Here is an 18290-nt window from a genome sequence, read left to right as displayed (position 1 = left end):
TCATATAAGAATTAGAGTTTTTAACCGCAGAGGACACAGAGGACACAGAGAGAGTTAGAGGGGAAAGAGAAAGTTGCGGTAGGGTGCGTCAGGTTGGAGAGGCTCGATCGGCACAAAAAGTCGAGTTCCGGGACACCGTTTGTTGCCGACCTGCATCAGTGGTGAGCCTGTTTAAATGAAAGTGAAATCACTGGCGCTTATTATGCTAGCAGAAACTCCGTTTAAAGCAGCTATAATTTCTCCTGTTTTCCCAAACTGAATCAATGTTGCACCGCTATTCTCAGTAAGAGTTAATTGCTCGAATGTCAAGCCATTAGCTAGCATCAGCAAATCTTTTCCCGCTTCAAAATCGGCAATAATATCGATACCAGAATTGGCAGACAGTAAAAAGCGATCGCTCCCAGCACCTCCAATTAAACAATCATCCCCCAAACCGCCAATCAGAGTATCATTACCTTTGCCACCAATCAAAGTATCATTTCCCTCGCACCCGTCTAGCAAATCATTGCCAGCACCTCCACTCAGACAATCATTGCCAGCACCTCCGCAGAGGGTATCATTACCATAATCGCCGTAGAGAGAATCCTCGCCTTCGCTGCCGAAGATTATATCATTTCCCTTGCCTCCCAATGCGATATCGCTGCCTTTGCCACCGTCGATAAAATCATCACCTTCACCGCCCAAAATTAAGTCGTTGTCTTGTTTACCATTTATTGAATCATTGCCGCTATTGCCAAAAATTATATCTTCGCCTTCACCGCCAACAAAGATGTCATTGCCCTTGCCGCCAAAAAGGATATCATCTCCCTGGTTGCCGTCAATAAAATCATTGCCTCGGTTGCCGTAAAGGATGTCGTCTTCTTCACCGCCGTAGAGGTTGTCATCGCCTAAATCCGCATCGAAAATATTCGGAGTTGGACTGCCGTAAAAAGCATCATTTTCTGGTGTACCAAACAGAATTGCACCGCTACCATTGCCGTTGATAATGTTGTCAGCTTGGTTTTGGCGATCGACTTTTGGATACTCAATAGTATTGCAAATGCAATCAGTATCACTTCCTGTTGTAACAACAGGTACTGATGGTGTTGGGGTCGGTGTTGGGGTCGGAGTTTCCGCAGGCGTCGGAGTTGGAGTCGGAGTCGGAGTCGGAGTTTCCGCAGGCGTTGGTGTTGGTGTTGGCGTCGGATTTTCTGCTGGAGTCGGCGTCGGAGTAGAAGTTTCCGCAGGCGTTGGTGTTGGGGTCGGAGTTGGCGTCGGAGTAGAAGTTTCCGCAGGCGTCGGAGTCGGAGTCGGCGTCGGAGTCGGAGTCGGAGTCGGAGTTGGAGTCGGAGTCGGCGTCGGAGTCGGAGTAGAAGTTTCCGAAGGAGTCGGCGTAGGTGTCGGAGTTTCCGCAGGAGTCGGAGTTGGCGTCGGAGTTGGCGTCGGAGTTGGCGTCGGAGTCGGAGTCGGAGTCGGAGTCGGAGTCGGAGTCGGAGTCGGAGTAGGCGTCGGCGTGGGAGTCGGAGTAGGCGTCGGCGTGGGAGTCGGAGTCGGAGTTGGCGTGGGAGTCGGAGTCGGAGTTGGCGTTGGAGTTGGCGTTGGAGTTGGCGTTGGAGTGGGCGTTGGAGTGGGCGTTGGAGTGGGCGTTGGAGTGGGCGTTGGAGTCGGAGTCGGAGTCGGGGTTGGCGTCGGAGTTGGAGTCGGAGTTGGAGTGGGCGTCGGCGTGGGAGTCGGAGTCGGAGTTGGAGTCGGAGTTGGAGTTGGCGTTGGAGTTGGCGTTGGAGTTGGCGTTGGAGTTGGCGTTGGAGTTGGAGTCGGAGTCGGGGTTGGCGTCGGAGTTGGAGTCGGAGTTGGCGTCGGTGGAGTTGGTGTCGGAGTTAGTGGGTTGACGGTAATATCCACACGATCGCTATCGGTTTGAGCACCGCCTAATTCTGCCGATCCGCGATCGTTTGTCGTCAAAGTCAGCGTATCTGTTCCGCTAAAATTCGGATTCGGCGTATAAGTTAAACCATCTAAAGCAGCATTAATATCAGCCTGTTTTCCCGTATAAATCAGGCTGTTGCTGCCATTCCCCGATCCGGTAACTCCCGTCAGCGACTTGAGTGTAAGAGTGCCGCTGGTAACGCTGAGATTAACTTCCACCGACTCGCTATCTGAATCCGATACAGAGATACTATTGCCGTTGCTAGCCGAGAAGATGCGAGGAGTATTTTGAGTCGTCGTTTCTTTGCCGATATCAGTAGTAATGTCTACACTCCAACTAGCAATATTTCCTGGAGTAGTAGCATTGGAAGCTTTAGAATTATATTGGTTAGCATCAACTGCATACAATTTCCAAGTGCCGTTGGGGTTAGTTTTATTGAAAACAGAAAGAGTCGAACCGTAAGGCCCTTCTGGTGCCCCTGTCGGCGTACCGGGTGGTAAAGCTAAGGGATAAATATCGCGAGCATTGTTTAACGAATAGTTACTCGGTTTGTAGTTGCCTGAAGCGATAGTTGGGACTGTAGAACTAGAAAAATCATAAAGAAAAGAGGCTGCATTATCATCCAACTTCAACGTGACGTTGTTGAGTGGTGTCGATGGAACGTGAGACATTAACACCACGTTTTGTCCCTCTGGCCCAACTAGCAAGAGATTGATGACCTGCGATTCATCGGGATATTGACCATAAACCGTTTTAACATTGTTAAGAGCGATCGTAACGCTGTCTACTTTTCCTGTTACACCTGAAACGTCAATAGCAGACGGATAGGGTGTCGCTAAAACGTTATATACGAAGTCTCCGCTGTTGAGGGTAATGTTATTCGGGTTAGTTGTGGTGGTGGTTGTTCTTCCCGGTATTGAATTAATAGGAGATTGATTGCGACGGGAAAATTCCGAGGTATCGCCTGTAGTTTTGTTAGTAGCAGTAGCAGCGAGAACCGGTTTCCCTGCTACTGGAGTGTAGGCGAAGTTGATATTAGCATTGCCCGCACTATCTGTAGTAACGTCTTGGAAACCCAGGAAAGTTTCACCTTGACCGGCCCCTGCCGGGTCATAACTGCTATTAGCAAAGAATTCGACGCGGAAGTTGGCGTTAGGAGTGCTGTTGAGAATGCCGCTGACTGTGTTGCCGCTAACTGAGGTCAGAACCGGGTAATTTTGCAGGTTGTTGCTGCCTATATCCGCATCGCCCAAATCGTTGGGAGTGATGCCAGTATTGCCGATTAAGTCAATTCCTAATCGTTTGTTATTAAAGATACGATTGCCTTGTATGGTGTTACTGCCGGAACGTGCATTAATTTCAATACCACTCCCTTTATTGTTAGCAATGATATTACCTTCTCCAGGTGCTGTACCCCCGATAGTATTATTCCCGTTTTTGCCTAAGATCAAAATGCCATCGCCCTCGGTACCTAAAGCTATTGTTCCCGTGGCATCAGTCCCGATGTAATTGCCAGTAATTTTGGTATTTGTGACTCCTTCCCTCGCCACAAATATGCCTGTCAAGCCGTTGCCAGAGATGACGTTGCGGGAGATAATATTACCTGTTACGGGAGGGACAACGTTAGGAGGATTGTTTTGAGTGTAACTTTGGATTCTGATCCCAGTGAAAGTGTTGCCTACAGCAGTCGTACCGCTAATATCAGTACCAATGTAGTTGTCTTGGATGATATTGTTGTTAGTCTGTACCCCAATGCCGTGACCTATAGAATTTCCACCCTTTCCGAATCCGTTAATAACCAATCCTTGAATGGTACTTCCACTGGAATCTTCTGCGCCGCCCAAAGGATTCTTGCCTAACTCTAAACCATTGATATAAAAAGAGTTTGAAAATGATGCTGGTTGTTGTACTAAACTGCCATTTAGTTCAATTATCGGTTTACCAGCATATCCAGGTTGAAATGTCCCATCGATACTAACTGGGCTGGTGATGACAGGTAAGGCTTGATTAAGGGTAATGGTATAAGGGCCAGTGCCGGGAATGTTAAAGTTAATTGTGTCTAATCCGGGATTAAAATTAGCTTTTTCGATCGCATCTCTCAGAGAATCTGTACCGCTATCGAAAGTATTTTTAACGGTATAGGTATTCAAAACCGACGCATAGTTTTGCATCGCCTTTGACTCGAATGCTAGGGGAGATTTGATGTAGCCGATTTGTGTTTCGAGTTCCCAGTTGCCACCTAATTTTGCACTCCCTGTGAGATGCTTGGATGCGGCGATATTTGCACCAGTGAGGGATGCAATGCGGTGGAGGAAGTGCTTACCATCTACCGCTTGTTCATCGAGTCCGCTGGAGGTTTCAATTCTCGTTTCACCAAAGTATTCTAAGGCTAGTTCGCCCTCGATTCCGCCGTTCGTTTCAACCCCCGTCTCATAGCAAAAGTCCTCTAAAGAGGACTGTCTAATGAAATTGTTTTTAGTCGGTTTCAACTGAGATATTGCACCATTCTCAATTAGCCCTAGGGGCGGGTTCGCCAACAGCCTTAAAGCTTGCAAATAGGTTCTATAAACCCGCCCGATCCCACGAAAAATCCTCTTATTGATATTGCTGCAAGATGTCGGTTTCAACCGACTTTCGCTTTGAGACAGGGAATAAATTCCCTGGCGGACTTTCTGACAAGCGCGGGATGCTGCTGCTACATTGCAGCCGTAAATCAGGATGTCTCCATCAATTGTTAAAGCGCGTCGCCATTGCTGCAATTGCTGGCTATAAGCTTCTAGGTTATCCACACACAGTCTGGTTTTACCGAGTTGCAAGCTTCCAGGTTCGCCGTGGGAAACTAGATGAATGCTGTCAATATTAGTGCGATTCGCTAAGACTTCGCTAATTTGTTCTACTCCATCTCTGTGCGAGTCGATAACTATTGCTTCTACTCCCAATTTCACTCCATCTAGGAGTGTTTGATAGTCTGCTACTGCGGCATCGATAAATACTATTGTACTGGGGTTATTGGGCCGATCGCTCTTTTCCCCAAAACTCCCATTGCCCGCGTTGATTTGATTCGGAAGTTCGATCGCACCTGCTGATAAAACTGGCATCATGGCTGTGTACCCTATATCCTAAAGTTAACAATTTTTCATAAATCCAGGACAAGCACACCGGAACTAAAAAAACCGTTTTCTTCACGGTAGAAATACCTAAAGGTGTAGATTTTATGAGAGCAACTCGGTTTGTTTGCAGGTCTTAAATTTATGGATTCAGACTCTATTGTTTGTGGCTTTTTTTCTTAGCAGCCTAAACAAATGAGTTGAGATTTTTTTTATTGAGTCCAATATACCCAGCATACGTACGTATGCAAAAAATCTTAATAAAAATACATATTTTCGAGTCCTGCTAATCGGGGCAAGTCCGCTGGCCTCATATATTTTCCCACTCACCGACTGTGCCGATCGCGCTGGCGATCGAGCTTTGCCAAAGCAGCACCGGAAACATCCGCCAGAATGCTAATTATCCGATACAAAGCCACCGCACTCAAAATTATACCCGTAGAAAAGCGATCGGACAGCAGGGCGATCGCCGTTGCTTCAAATACTCCCATTCCCCCCGGTGCTCCCGGTACGACTAAACCGACAACAAACGCAAAACAAAAAGCACCGAACAAGTTGGGAATATTGCTAAAGTTCACCGGAGTTAAAACCATTACAGTTAGCAAAAAACCGCAGCCCCGCAATCCGATAAAACACATTTGTCCGATTAACGGCACTAAAGGATAGCGTTTAATTGGCAAATTAATTTTGCGTCGGGACTTGACATTCGATGTTCTTTTAGCTAGATTGGAGGTAGACTCTTCACGAAAATTCAGTTCCTCGCCCGCAGCCGCCCCAGCCTGGGAATTTTCCCCATTATTTTTTGATAACTTCAACCGCTCTACAAAGAGAACGATCGGATTTAAAATGCGGGGATGAATCGCCGTTAAAATAGCAGCACAACCCACAAGCCGCAACCACCAATTGAATTTGTCAAAACAAATCAACCCAATCAAAACGCCCGCAGAAGCCATCAGCAGCGGTTCCAGCAACACGCTGAGAGTAGCAGCTTTCGGGAAAATGCCGGCTTTTTTGGCTTCCAATATTCGACCCCAAAAATGCCAAATATTCCCCGGCAAATACTTGGCAATATTAGTTTTGAGAAAAACTTGAATCGCCCAGGCAGCAGTTACAGGTTGACGGAATTCCCGCAAAATCAACATCCACACCCAGCCGACAAAAATTAGAGAAAGTAAAGTGACGCCAAGGGCGATCGCCAGCAACGGAAAACTTTCTGCTCGAATTTGGATATTCGCGACTTCTCGCCAGTGAGTTAAAAAAGCTTTGGCAATAAATAAAAACGTCCCGCCTAAAATCAAATAGCGCAAATAAGGCTTTAAATGCGACTTCGCAATCTTCAAAAAATTCTGAATTCGATGCAAGTGTTGTTTCCCCATTTTCTGATCCCGATTTTGAATTTGGGATTAAGTTATACTGTTTTAGATTTTATATTTTAGATGGGCTAAGACGGAATTGTGGTTGATTTACACGGCATGATATGACGGAATAAATCTGTTTAACCTGAGATGTTGCACCATTGTCAAGAACGGGCAAGATGCCCGTTCCACAATAACTCAACATTTTTGTGGAACAGGCATCTTGCCTGTTCCTAAACGGGCAAGATGCCCGTGCCACAATAACTCAACATTCTTGTGGAACAGGCATCTTGCCTGTTCCTAAACGGGCAAGATGCCCGTTCCACAATAACTCAACATTTTTGTGGAACAGGCATCTTGCCTGTTGGTTCCACAATAACTCAACATTCTTGTGGAACAGGCATCTTGCCTGTTCCTAAACGGGCAAGATGCCCGTGCCACAATAACTCAACATTTTTGTGGAACAGGCATCTTGCCTGTTCCTAAACAAGTAATTGAGAAGGGTGGAACATCTCAGTTTAGCCTAACCTATGCAGACCTCTACAGACTGTGCGTAATGCCCGCATTACAGACTATTTAGGGCGTTTTTAACCACAAACTTAAATTTAAAATCTAAAATTTAGATCGATATACCTCACTAGGAGTACATTTCTATGCCCGGCCCGAGCCCTGACGGTCTTTCCTATCTTTTAGATGATAACCCCAATAGTTTCGCCTTGACTCCGGGCTTTTTGACTCCTTATCCTAACGGATTTTTTGCCCTCGGCGGCAACGATTTTATTGTCGGTTCGTCGGATGCCGAAATAATCAGCGGTGATAATGGTAACGATCGCATTCTCGGCGGTGGCAATTCCGATACGCTGTTAGGGGGCGCAGACAACGATGTACTTAACGGCGGTGTCAGCAGCGACTTCCTGTTTGGCGATGCCGGCAGCGATACCTTGCAGGGAGGTAAGGGAGATGACGCCCTCAACGGCGGCGACGGCAGCGACGTTTTAGTGGGGGATGGGGGTAAAGATACGCTGACAGGGGGTTTGGGCCCCGATACCTTTGTCCTCCGCAGCAACTCCGCAGTGTCCGATCCGGCGGCTGCAGACGTTATTACTGACTTTAACAGTTTTGTGGATTCGATCGGACTGACTGACAATCTTACCGAAGCTGACTTGATTCTCGAAGAAATATCGATCGCCCCCGGTATTTCCAATACATTAATTAAAATTCGCCAATCCAATGCTATTTTAGGCTTGGTAGCCAACGCATCTCCACAAGACCTCGCCAATACATTCATCTCTGCAACTACCGTATTGGGCAACCAACTGGATCAAGCTCGCGATTTAGGCGTTTTGGGCGGCACTCAAACGATCGCAGACTCGCTTAGCAACGCCCGGCCAGACGGCCTTTACCGCTTTACTTTGCCTGCAACTAGCGACTTTAAATTAACTGTCACCGGTTTGACGGCAGATGTTGATGTTGCTCTCATTAAAGATATTAACGGCGACAATTCTATTGACTTCACCGATATTATTGCTTCTTCTCAACAACCGGATTTATCGCCGGAAACGATCGACATCAACGGTTTAGCTGCAGGAACTTACTTTGTCAGAATTTATCAATACCAAGGCAGTACAAATTTCTCCCTCAATCTGTCTGCAACCCCTGCAACTGTTTCTCCTAACAATCCGAGCAACTTGCAGGGTTTTGACTCTCGTTTTGGGTTCGGTTTGGTGAATGCTGCAGCGGCAGTTGCTAAAGCTCAAGGTACTGCAACTTTTCCTGATGTTCCCGACTTGGGTGGCGACGAGTGGGGCAGAGATTTAATTAAAGCTCCAGAGGTTTGGGCCCAGGGCTTGACTGGAGACGGAATTGTGGTGGCAGTTATCGACAGCGGAGTGGACTACAATCACCCGGATTTGACGGGGAATATTTGGAGCAATGCGGGGGAAACCGGCGTTGATGCGATCGGTCGCAATAAAGCTAGCAACGGGGTTGATGATGACAACAATGGGTTTGTTGACGATTTCCGAGGATGGGATTTTGTCAATAACGATAATGACCCGATGGATGATAACAATCACGGCACTCATATATCGGGTTTAGTTGCTGCGAAAAAAGATGGGGTTGGGATTACTGGAACGGCTCCGACTGCGAAGATTATGCCTTTGAAAATACTCGATCGGGCAGGGGTAGGTAAAATTCGGGATGAAATTAATGCGATTAATTATGCGGTGGCAAATGGAGCGAAGATAATCAATGTGAGTTTGGGCGGTCAACAGTTGAATGCTCAAGAATTGGATGCTATTCGAGCGGCCGAAGCTCAAGGCGCGATCGTGATTTCGGCGGCGGGAAATGATGCTCGCCCACAAGTAGATTATCCGGCTCGGTTTGCCAATGAGGTAGGAATTGCTGTCGGTGGTGTTACCCGAAATGGCTTGTTTGGGGAGTATTCTAACCGGGCGGGTACGGAGACTATTAATTATTTTGTTGCTCCGGGCGGCGACGGTGGTAGGGCGGATTCTAGTGATGTTTATTCCACTGTGCCACTTTCTCAACCGGGGATTCCCTATCGATATTTTGCCGGTACTTCAATGGCAGTGCCACAAGTATCCGGCGTGATAGCTTTGATGTTGCAAGCTAATCCGAGTCTGACTCCTGCTGATATTAAGAGGATTCTTGCGGAAACTGCCAATCGAGCGGTTTGAATTCATTGATAATATCATGTCCGATCGATTAACCATAATATCCCGCCCCCACACAACTAACAATCTACATCAACATTGATTTGTATTGAATGCGAAAAATGTACAAGGGGTTTACCGTGGGATAGGGGCGGGTTTTATAGATTGTTAATTAACCTAAATATTGTTGGTGAAACCCGCCCCTACAAGCCAAATTAAAAATTGGCGGCGTAAGTTAAGTCAAATTGGCGACACAGGGTGATGCAGCAGTAGGTTGGTCGATCGAATACTAACTCGTAATTCATCTGCCCGTCTATTTTGGTGATCGGCTGCTTTAAGGGGATGCCCTGAATGTCGTATTGGCGGCGTTCTAAGGCACTCCAGTCGATAATTTTAACGTCGATTTGGTTCTGCAACTCAGTTGCGATCAGATATAGGTGCATCTTGTCTTGAACTTTCCCAGTCAGGGGAACTTTTATTAACACTGACTGAGTGACGAGGGGTTTTTGGTCGTTGGGATGCTTCTGGGTGTGGCAGCTTTTGAGTTCTATATCGTAAGGTTCTACCTTGAATTTCTCTCCACTGGCGATCGCAGATGAGTGCAAATCTTTCAGGCACTTTTCTAGGTGAGGAATCAGCCCTAAGTCTGGATCGCACAGCAGCTTACGAATGTTGGAGGTTTCAGTGACTGTCATTTGAGATTTTTGATGTTATTTTTTGATTCTTAACTTTTAGCTTACCACGAAAAGCAAACCTATCGAACTATACTTGCGACATACTTCCAAAAAGACCGTTTATGGCCAGTATGTCGCCTTGAATAATAAATTTATTTCTTGGCAGCAAACAAGTGTTTTTTGCCTTAATATTTGAGATTATTTCTTGGTAATTTTCCACAGATTAAGATATACTTTAGTGTCAGCCGGAGCTATTTGATAGTTTTGTTGCTGAATTGCCGATCGCAAAGTAGAGGACGGTCTGTATAAAAACAACTCGCTGAAACCGCCGGGAATTTGCGGGGGTTGGGGTTTTTTATTTGCCAATTCTCGATTTTTGTAGCAAGAAGTGTAACAGCGGGGTTCTATTAGCAGTTTGACTTTGGGTTCTAGGTAATAACTTAAAGGCATGATATGTGCGATATTGGCATCGCTGATAATTAGGGGATTCCTGGCTTGATTGACAGTCCCAGCTACTTCCAAGGCACGCAACCAACCGCTGCCTTTATTCCACCAAATATCTGCTTGAGAACTAACTCCACCGGATATAATACCTGCAAAAAAAACGGCAACTATAACTATTTTCCACAGTTTTTGCGGTTTGAAGTTCTCCAAATTGCTACTAATTTTCGCAGACAGTAGGTAAGCCACTGCTAGCTGAATTCCCACATAACAAGGAACTAAATATCGCGGATTTGCCGATCGCCTTCCACCCTTGATTATATCAGGCACTGCCAAAAATAAAGCAGTTGTTGCAATTAATAACAATACAATCAACCACACTCGCTTTGGTGTTTGTCGGCATAGATAATAAAGGGCATAGCCGACTAAAGCTAGAATCATGAGCCCAACTGGAATTAGCAAGGCTAGTTGTGTGGCGTTGGCAGTTCCATCGATGCCAATATCAAAAAATGCTATGGTGACGGAACCAACCCACCTGCTGACTAATCTTAAGAAATTTGTTTGTTCGGTCCATGCTGTTGTGCTTCTAATTTGATTGAAGTTTTCTAAAGAATTTATCAGGGGAGGGATGGAGGCAATTAATGCTACTACAACTGCTACATAATAGGCAATAAATGTTTTAATATCCCGCCAGTTGGCAATGATTGCGATGTAGATTGCATGGGCGGCGGCGACGCAGACAAATAACAAGTGGGTGTAAAATCCCATTGCTGCTGTGACTGCGTACAGTGCCCAGTGAGACACAAGGGCGAGAGCATTTTGATTTTTTTCAGGGCGCGTGGCTCGCAGTAGGGCGGCACTGGATAAAATAGTAGTTAATGTCCACAAACTGTACTGTCTTGCTTCTTGGGCAAACAAGATGTGGTAGGGAGAAATTGCGAAAATTGCGATCGCCATCCACGCTACGGCTGAAGATTCAAATAACTCCCAAGCCAGCCAATAAATTGCGGGAAATACTAGCAGGCTAATCACGGCGGCCAAACTTCTCATTGCTGTAACAGAACTGCCGAACCATTGCGCCCAATGTCGCGCTAGTATGTAATACAGCGGCGGGTGTTGGGGGTCTTCTGTTGCTAAAGAATGTAGCGTGTCAGTTAAATTGTGTTCTGAATTTATCTGCTGATATTTTTGTAAATCCGAGGGCGAGGTTATTTTCTGGTACGAAATTTCTGTGATTATTTCGGCTTCGGTGTAGCCCGAAACTCTCAAAGAAGTATATGTTTCGTCGAGCCAGTAAAATTTGCGATCGAGATTGGCGAAGCGAAATAAAACACCTATGACTAATACGGCTATAATTAAAAATCGCAGCCACTTGTCAAGTGAAGGGTTGTGAGAATTGAGTCGATCGCAATTTTTAGGAAATTCCATTTTCAACAAACTCACCTGCTGTTACTATATAAAATATCATTTATTGACTATTTTGCCTAGGATCATTTCGTCATTTTCCGCATAGATTGTTTGTATTTTATATTGATTACTTTTGGCAATTTTTGTCTTTAATTCTGGAGAAATACTGTACAAAAATATCTCGTCAAAATTTTCCGGTATGTCAAGATTATTTGTAGGTGACATTAGTAATAATTTAGCTTTGGGATCGAGTTTGTGACTCAGACTGAGTAAATTGCCGATATCCCATACAATATACTCTGAAAAGTCTGTTATGATTAATGGCTTAGAAGCTGAGTTGATTGTGCGGGCGATCGAAACGTTAAGAAGAGAGCCGGATTTATTCCACCAATTATCTGCTGACACATAGAGGCAGCAAGACGCAATTCCAATTGAGAGCAGAACAACTAGAGCTACTCTCCACAGCTTTTGTAATTGGATTGTAACTTGAAGTTGAGTAAAAAGATAAGCAAGAGATATCTGGATTCCTAAATAACAGGGGATCATGTAACGAGTGTTGATAGATCGAATCCCTCCCCTAATTAAGTCCGCTGGTAAGAAAATTCCTACTATCACGAACGTTAAGGTCACAACAAACAACCAAACTCGCATTTCGGTTTTACTGACAAGTAAATAAAAAGAATACCCGACCATTATTAAAATCATTAAACTAACTGGCAGAGTAGATATCAAATAGGGTCGTAGCAAATCCCAGTAAATTCCCACATCAAAAAATTGCTTGCTAATGTTCCATACCCAATTTTTCATCAATTCTGAAACAGGTCTTCTCAGAGACAGCCAGGAGGTTTTATCAGCGGCACTGCCCGAATTTTTTATAAAAGCTATAATCCAAGGAGACAGAGCAATCAATCCTGCTATGGATGCTAGCAAATAGCCAATTACCGTCTTATTAAACCGGAATTTTTCGATAATTAATACATAGACTCCATGTCCTATTGCAACTATTCCAAATAATAGGTGAGAATAAAATCCAACTACTAATGTTACAGCATAAATTGCCCAACTACTATTAGTTTTTCGACGCATTCCTCGTAGCAAGACCGCGCTTGAGAGTAAAATTAACATGACAAACAAACTGTAAGGTCGAGCTTCCTGAGCATAAACTACCTGAAAAGGCGATACAGCTATTATGGCAACTGCTAACCAAGCTGTCACCGATGACTCAAATAATTCTAAGCATAGCCAATACATACAAGGTAATGCCAGCACGCTAAAAACCGCCGACAAACTTCTAGTTACTGCGATGGAATCTCCAAACAGTTGCACCCAGAATCTCACTGCTACAAAGTACAGGGGAGTAAGTTGAGATTCTTCTATTGCCAATCCTTTTACGGTGTCAAAAACGGTTTTCTCTGCATTTATCCGCTGATACTTTTGTAGACTTTTTATTTCCTGGATTTGACCGTCACCAAACTCTTGAATAAATTCCGATTCTGTATAACCGGAAATCCGCAGAGAAGTGTAACCTTCGTCTAGCCAGTAAACTTTTTTGTCGAGATTGGCGAAACGAAAAAATATACCCAGGACTAATATAACTATCATTAAAACTCTCACCCACTTGTCAAGTGAAGGATGGTGAGAATTTAGGCGACTACCATTTTTTGTAGATTCCATTTTAAGTAAATTCAATTAGAACAACAGAATAGCCGAACCCCGATTTCTTGAAACCAAGATAGCATATACCCGACTTCTTTAAGAAGTCGGGTATCAAATCTTAATCAACCGAATTAGAGATTAATCATCTACTCCTTCAATTGGCGCAAAACCCTGCCGCTGAATATTTTCGGTTATGGTGCGGGGTTCGAGGAATTGCAGCAAATAATCCGGGCCACCAGCTTTAGAACCAACTCCCGAAAGTTTGAATCCTCCGAAGGGTTGCCGCGATACCACAGCGCCGGTGATTCCGCGATTGATGTACAGGTTTCCGACTTCAAAATCGGATGCGGCTCGATCGATATGCGAAGGCGTGCGAGAATACAATCCGCCGGTTAAAGCAAAATTCGTGCCGTTAGCAATCGCAATCGCTTCGCTGAAATTATGAGCCCGAATCACCGACAAAACCGGGCCGAAAATTTCTTCTTGGGCGATAGTGGCTGTGGGCGATACTTCGGTAACAATGACTGGGCCGACAAAATAACCGGTTTCTGGTGCCGGCATTTCTAAAGCTATTTTAGCTTCGGCGCGACCTGTTTCGATGTATTCGCGGATGCGCGAATGGGCATTTGCATCGATCACAGGGCCGACTTGAGTGCCGGGATTTTCTGCTGGGCCGACATTGAGCGATCGCGTCGCTTCTACCAATCTTGCCACAAAATTATCGTACACCGATTCGACCACAATTACTCGCGAACAAGCGGAACATTTTTGGCCGCTGTATCCAAATGCCGAATAAACTACGCCTGCGACTGCTTGGTCTAAATCCGCACTTTCATCGACAATAATTGCATTTTTGCCGCCCATTTCCGCAATTACTCGTTTCAGGTGTTTTTGTCCAGGCTGCAAAATCGCAGCATCGGCATAAATCTGACAGCCAACTTCCTGAGAACCGGTGAAAGTAATCATGTGGACATCAGGATGTTTCACCATGTAAGCGCCCACCGTTGAACCTTTGCAAGGTACGTATTGAAATACGCCTTTGGGGATTCCGGCTTCTAGCAATATTTCAGCTATTTGCGCTGCAATTACTGAGGAAACTTCCGCAGGTTTGAGCAAAGTACAATTACCTGCAACTAGGGATGCAACTGTCATGCCGACGGGAATTGCGAGGGGAAAATTCCAAGGCGAAATGATTAAAGAAATGCCGCGCGGCTGATAGCTGTAGCGGTTAGTTTCTCCGGGGATGTCGTAATTTTTCCCTTGTTCCAACCGTTCCATTTCGTCGGCGTAGTAGCGGCAAAAATCAATAGCTTCGGAGACTTCGGCATCGCATTCTCTGACTGGTTTGCCGACTTCAAACACCATCCAAGCTGATAGTTCGTGCCGCCGCTGTTCCATCAATTCTGCGGCTTTGCGGAGGACGCCGGCGCGCTGTCGGACGGGGGTTTTTCGCCAACCTGTGAAGGCTGCTTTTGCTGCTTCAAGGGCTTGTTGGGCTTGTTCTTCGGAAAGCAATCCGATTTTGCCAACTACTTCTGTGGGATTGGAAGGGTTGAGTGAGTTAACTGTTGCTTCAGTATTTTGGTACTCGCCATTGATTAGCGGTAAATAGGTTTTACCTAAGTTGGCGCGCACTGATTTGATGGCTGTTTCTGCTTGTTGCCGCAATTTGGTATTGGCGTAGTCGGTATCGGCAACGTTGGGAAATACTTTGCTGTAAACTAGCTGGTCATTGCCACTAGCAACTGGTGCGGCTAACAATTGTTCGATCGGCATTTCTTCGGAACTTTGCCGGATGAAAGAACTGTTGGCGGTATTTTCCAGCAAACGGCGGATCAAATAAGCCATTCCCGGCAGCAAATCGCCGTAGGGGCAGTAGACTCGAACGCGATAACCCCGATCGACCAAAAGCTTAGCCAATTTGTCGCCCATGCCATACAGCACTTGCATTTCAAAGCGGCGGCGCGGTATATTGAGAGTCTCGGCAATGGCGATCGCCCTCGCTTGCGATCGTACATTATGACTGCCAATAGCTGCATACAAATATTCGTGATTTTCTAACAGCAACTGCGTCATCTGCTCGAAATTGGCATCGGTAGCAACTTTGTCATTGTAGACCGGCTGCGGCCAATCTTTCTGCATCGCTTTGATAGTTTCCTGATCCCAGTAAGCGCCTTTTACCAGCCGCACTGTCACCGGATTTCCGCGTTTTTTTGCCCAGGAAATCAGGTTTCGCAAATCTTGGGCACTGTCGCGCAAATATGCTTGCAATGTAATTCCGATATCCGTGCGACTGCGAAACTCTTCCTCTAACAATAAGTCTTTGAGAATTGTCAGAGTTAAACTTTTGTAAGCATACTGTTCCATATCGAAATGAACCGCCGCGCCCAACTCCTTCGCGCGGCGCAGTAACAGGCGAATTCTCTCGCTTACTTTCTGCTCACTACCTTTAGCATCCAAAGGATCAAACTGAGAATAAAAAGCCGTTAACTTTACGGATACTTGCACTCGTGGCAAAGTTTCGCCGTCAGCTTTGTCAATTGCATCTACCTGCGGCCAATTCTTCGCTGCCTTCGCCAGTTCCTCCATCAATTCTAAATAGCGGTTAAGATAAATTTGCGCCTCAGTTTCAGTGATAACAGCTTCCCCCAAAAGGTCAACTGTAAAACCCATTTTATCTTTGCGAAGTCGCTCTAAAGTTTTAACTACCTGCTTGATATTTTCCCCAGAAATATACTTGTGCGCCAAAGTTTCCACCGCAGGCGCAACCGTCGTCGCCGCCAATTGTCCAGGAATCGACTCAGCGTTAGTAAAATTGAGCAATTTTTTCAAAGCTTCGGGCAATTCTACCTCTTGGGCCGTCAGGTATTCTTGCAGGTGGCGGGCAATTTCTGGCTTGCTGCGGAGTGCCGGCAAACAGTCGATGAATCGAAACAATTGCACCCGCAGTCCGGGGCTAGCCATCGCCCAATCCATTAATTTGTCGTCCCAGCGCATTTGGTCTTGCAGTTGCCCGAAAAAAGAGCGCTTTTTGTCTTGAGTTGCCTTCAGGATTTCTTTGGCAATTTCCTGGGTTTTTGCTTCGTAGATGTTTTCAGATACTTGTGCGATCATTGGTAATAAGTAATTGGTAATTTGTAATTAGCAACAGGGGGGCTGATGTATTTTGTAACTACCCCCTGATACAATTATAGTTGCTATTTGACTTCAATTTTAACTTGGTAGTTGGCTTGGCGATCGCCTGAAATTTCAATAGTATAATCGCCGCTACTGGCTAGTTGACCTTGCCACTGACCTGTGCTATTAGCAGTACCTAAATTTTCACCGTTAGGAGCAATAATTGCTGCGCTAACTTGACCTTCTTGAACCTTTATTGTCATGCTTTGGCCGCTATTGCACTCCAGTAAGTAGCGCCTCGATATGTTGGCTCGCAAACTATTGCTCAGAGTAGTTCCCGTAGCACCGGCTTGAAAGTAAACTCGCTCAGTTACAGGGGTTTCAACCGCAGCGGGAGAAGGAGAAGGAGAAGGCAACGGCAACGGCGACGGCGACGGCGAAGCCAGTTGCGGAACGGCAGACAGAGAGGGGATTTGAGTGGGACGGGGCGACGGAGGGATTGTGGGGGGCCGTCCATTTCCAGGGGCTGGGGGAAGTCCGGGCCTGCGGTTGACGGGCGCTGTTGCGACGGTTGGAGGTCTTTCGGGGAGGGGTACGTCAGCGGGTAGTTTGATTTGAAGGTTCGCTCTTTCCTGATACATTCTCCACGCTAGCAAACTGCCGAGACTAAGGACGGAACCGACTAACATTCCGCTGAGAAAAACTGCTAAAATTTGCCACGAGCGAGCTGGTTTTGGTTCGGGGTTGGCAGTTGGAATTGTTGGAGGCGGGTAACTTGCAAGTTGAGTTGTTTCCGGCGCGCTATCGGCGGCAATTGGAATTGTTTCGGCTTCGTCGATTGGCGCTGAAATATCTTCGGGGGCGGCAATTTCTGCGGGAGTTTCTGCTGATGCGGAAGTTGAATCAGCCCTGGCAATTTCACTGCGCTCGAACTCATCGCTGGTAGGGGAAATTGTTTCCGGTTGCTGAGTCAAAATTTGTTTTTTTTCCTGTTCGTCGCTCATGGGGCTAAATTTATTTTACAAATACCGCTTTTAGACATTTTACGTTACTGGTGCGATCGCCTGCACAGCACCCATAGGGCACGGCTATTGACAAAATGCCGTCCGTGTCGATCGAGAAATCTATCTGCTGGGGCGATCGCAATTTACCAACTTTTTAAATCTCTGTTACTTATTGAGATGGACGATTGACTCTAACCAGCATTCCTATCAATGTTTCCACATTAGAAATAGCCTCCGAAATACGTGTAGCCATCCTCTGTCTGTCCTGCTGATCGTCTTTGCAGACAATGATACCAGCATGATTAGGTTGTGAAGCGTGCAGTCGAATAAAATCGATTCGATTGAGTGTTAAAACTGCCCGTTCCTTTGTGACAGCAAAAGCCAGGACATCTTCATCAGGAATGCCCAGATTTGCATTACTCGCTTCTTGTACAGTAAGCACATCATGACCTAGAGCGCGAAGTAATTCAACTACTACCCGCGGGAATTGTTCATCTGCATACAAACCTGCCATGATATTAGTCAATATCGTTCAACTTAATCGCTGCTTCAATCTCGTCAGGAAATGCTTCAGCATAAGCCCAGGCATTTTTCAAGTCGCTAGCACTAAGATGCGGATAATCTTCTAAAAGTTGAGCATCAGTTGCACCTAATCGACGAGACTCTACCAATCCCCAAACAGAAATTCTAGTCCCTGCAATCCTGGCATTACCGCCGACTACACCGGGAGTTTTTTCAATTCCCTGCCAGGTGTTGGCTAAACTTTGAGCTAATATCTGTATTGCTTGAGCTTTCTCGGGCGGACTCAGGGAAAGCAGTTGCGGTTCTAATTCTTTTAGTGTCATAGTTAATCAGGAGTTTGGCTGCTGGGAAGGTCGTATCTCTATTATAGCGATGGAGCTTTTTACTGGTAAAAATAAACCACCAGACAAAAAAATGGTACTTGTG

10 protein-coding genes are annotated in these 18290 nt (G+C 45.8%); 1 reads left to right on the top strand and 9 read right to left on the bottom strand.

Going from position 1 to position 18290, the window contains the following annotated elements:
- Positions 1 to 171: 171 nt before the first annotated feature.
- Complete coding sequence (locus QUA16_RS02150) at positions 172 to 5007, bottom strand: DUF4347 domain-containing protein (protein WP_333101732.1); 4836 nt, start codon at positions 5005 to 5007, stop codon at positions 172 to 174.
- A gap of 332 nt (positions 5008 to 5339) precedes the next feature.
- Positions 5340 to 6389 carry a lysylphosphatidylglycerol synthase domain-containing protein gene (locus tag QUA16_RS02145; RefSeq protein ID WP_333101730.1) on the bottom strand — a complete coding sequence of 350 codons (1050 nt, stop codon included), beginning with the start codon at positions 6387 to 6389 and terminating at the stop codon, positions 5340 to 5342.
- A gap of 632 nt (positions 6390 to 7021) precedes the next feature.
- On the opposite strand from QUA16_RS02145, the gene QUA16_RS02140 reads away from it, so the two are divergent.
- Positions 7022 to 9067, top strand: coding sequence for a S8 family serine peptidase (locus tag QUA16_RS02140; protein ID WP_333101728.1), 2046 nt, complete (start codon positions 7022 to 7024; stop codon positions 9065 to 9067).
- Positions 9068 to 9258: 191 nt separating this feature from the next.
- On the opposite strand, the gene QUA16_RS02135 is transcribed toward QUA16_RS02140, so the two are convergent.
- The 7 genes from QUA16_RS02135 to QUA16_RS02105 all read right to left on the bottom strand — a co-directional run bounded on the left by QUA16_RS02135 (position 9259) and on the right by QUA16_RS02105 (position 18187).
- The gene (locus QUA16_RS02135; protein ID WP_333101727.1) at positions 9259 to 9738 is read right to left on the bottom strand and encodes a hypothetical protein; all 480 of its coding nucleotides are present in this window, start codon (positions 9736 to 9738) and stop codon (positions 9259 to 9261) included.
- 177 nt (positions 9739 to 9915) lie between these two features.
- Entirely contained in the window at positions 9916 to 11586 is a 1671-nt protein-coding gene (locus QUA16_RS02130) for a glycosyltransferase family 39 protein (RefSeq protein WP_333101726.1), read from the bottom strand.
- 36 nt (positions 11587 to 11622) lie between these two features.
- On the bottom strand, positions 11623 to 13239 hold the full coding sequence (locus QUA16_RS02125) for a glycosyltransferase family 39 protein (protein ID WP_333101724.1): 1617 nt from the start codon (positions 13237 to 13239) through the stop codon (positions 11623 to 11625).
- Between the two features lie 120 nt (positions 13240 to 13359).
- Positions 13360 to 16335, bottom strand: coding sequence for an L-glutamate gamma-semialdehyde dehydrogenase (gene pruA, locus QUA16_RS02120; RefSeq protein ID WP_333101723.1), 2976 nt, complete (start codon positions 16333 to 16335; stop codon positions 13360 to 13362).
- A gap of 83 nt (positions 16336 to 16418) precedes the next feature.
- Complete coding sequence (locus tag QUA16_RS02115; RefSeq protein WP_333101721.1) at positions 16419 to 17342, bottom strand: hypothetical protein; 924 nt, start codon at positions 17340 to 17342, stop codon at positions 16419 to 16421.
- 169 nt (positions 17343 to 17511) lie between these two features.
- Positions 17512 to 17856, bottom strand: coding sequence for a DUF5615 family PIN-like protein (locus QUA16_RS02110; RefSeq protein WP_333101776.1), 345 nt, complete (start codon positions 17854 to 17856; stop codon positions 17512 to 17514).
- A 4-nt stretch (positions 17857 to 17860) separates the two neighbouring features.
- A complete protein-coding gene (locus tag QUA16_RS02105; protein ID WP_333101719.1) occupies positions 17861 to 18187 on the bottom strand; it encodes a DUF433 domain-containing protein in 327 nt (108 codons plus the stop codon).
- Positions 18188 to 18290: the final 103 nt, after the last annotated feature.

Origin of the sequence: Microcoleus sp. S13_C3, assembly GCF_036700905.1 — a bacterium.
GTDB lineage: Bacteria > Cyanobacteriota > Cyanobacteriia > Cyanobacteriales > Microcoleaceae > Microcoleus.
The sequence above is the reverse complement of the archived record's forward strand: the minus strand, read 5'-3'. Positions and strand labels throughout refer to the sequence as shown.

Coding starts and splice junctions, on each gene's coding strand:
- QUA16_RS02110 (WP_333101776.1), bottom strand. CDS start 17,856: ATGGCAGGTTTGTATGCAGATGAACAATTCCCGCGGGTAGTAGTTGAA.
- QUA16_RS02145 (WP_333101730.1), bottom strand. CDS start 6,389: ATGGGGAAACAACACTTGCATCGAATTCAGAATTTTTTGAAGATTGCG.
- QUA16_RS02125 (WP_333101724.1), bottom strand. CDS start 13,239: ATGGAATCTACAAAAAATGGTAGTCGCCTAAATTCTCACCATCCTTCA.
- QUA16_RS02130 (WP_333101726.1), bottom strand. CDS start 11,586: ATGGAATTTCCTAAAAATTGCGATCGACTCAATTCTCACAACCCTTCA.
- QUA16_RS02105 (WP_333101719.1), bottom strand. CDS start 18,187: ATGACACTAAAAGAATTAGAACCGCAACTGCTTTCCCTGAGTCCGCCC.
- QUA16_RS02150 (WP_333101732.1), bottom strand. CDS start 5,007: ATGATGCCAGTTTTATCAGCAGGTGCGATCGAACTTCCGAATCAAATC.
- pruA (WP_333101723.1), bottom strand. CDS start 16,335: ATGATCGCACAAGTATCTGAAAACATCTACGAAGCAAAAACCCAGGAA.
- QUA16_RS02135 (WP_333101727.1), bottom strand. CDS start 9,738: ATGACAGTCACTGAAACCTCCAACATTCGTAAGCTGCTGTGCGATCCA.
- QUA16_RS02140 (WP_333101728.1), top strand. CDS start 7,022: ATGCCCGGCCCGAGCCCTGACGGTCTTTCCTATCTTTTAGATGATAAC.
- QUA16_RS02115 (WP_333101721.1), bottom strand. CDS start 17,342: ATGAGCGACGAACAGGAAAAAAAACAAATTTTGACTCAGCAACCGGAA.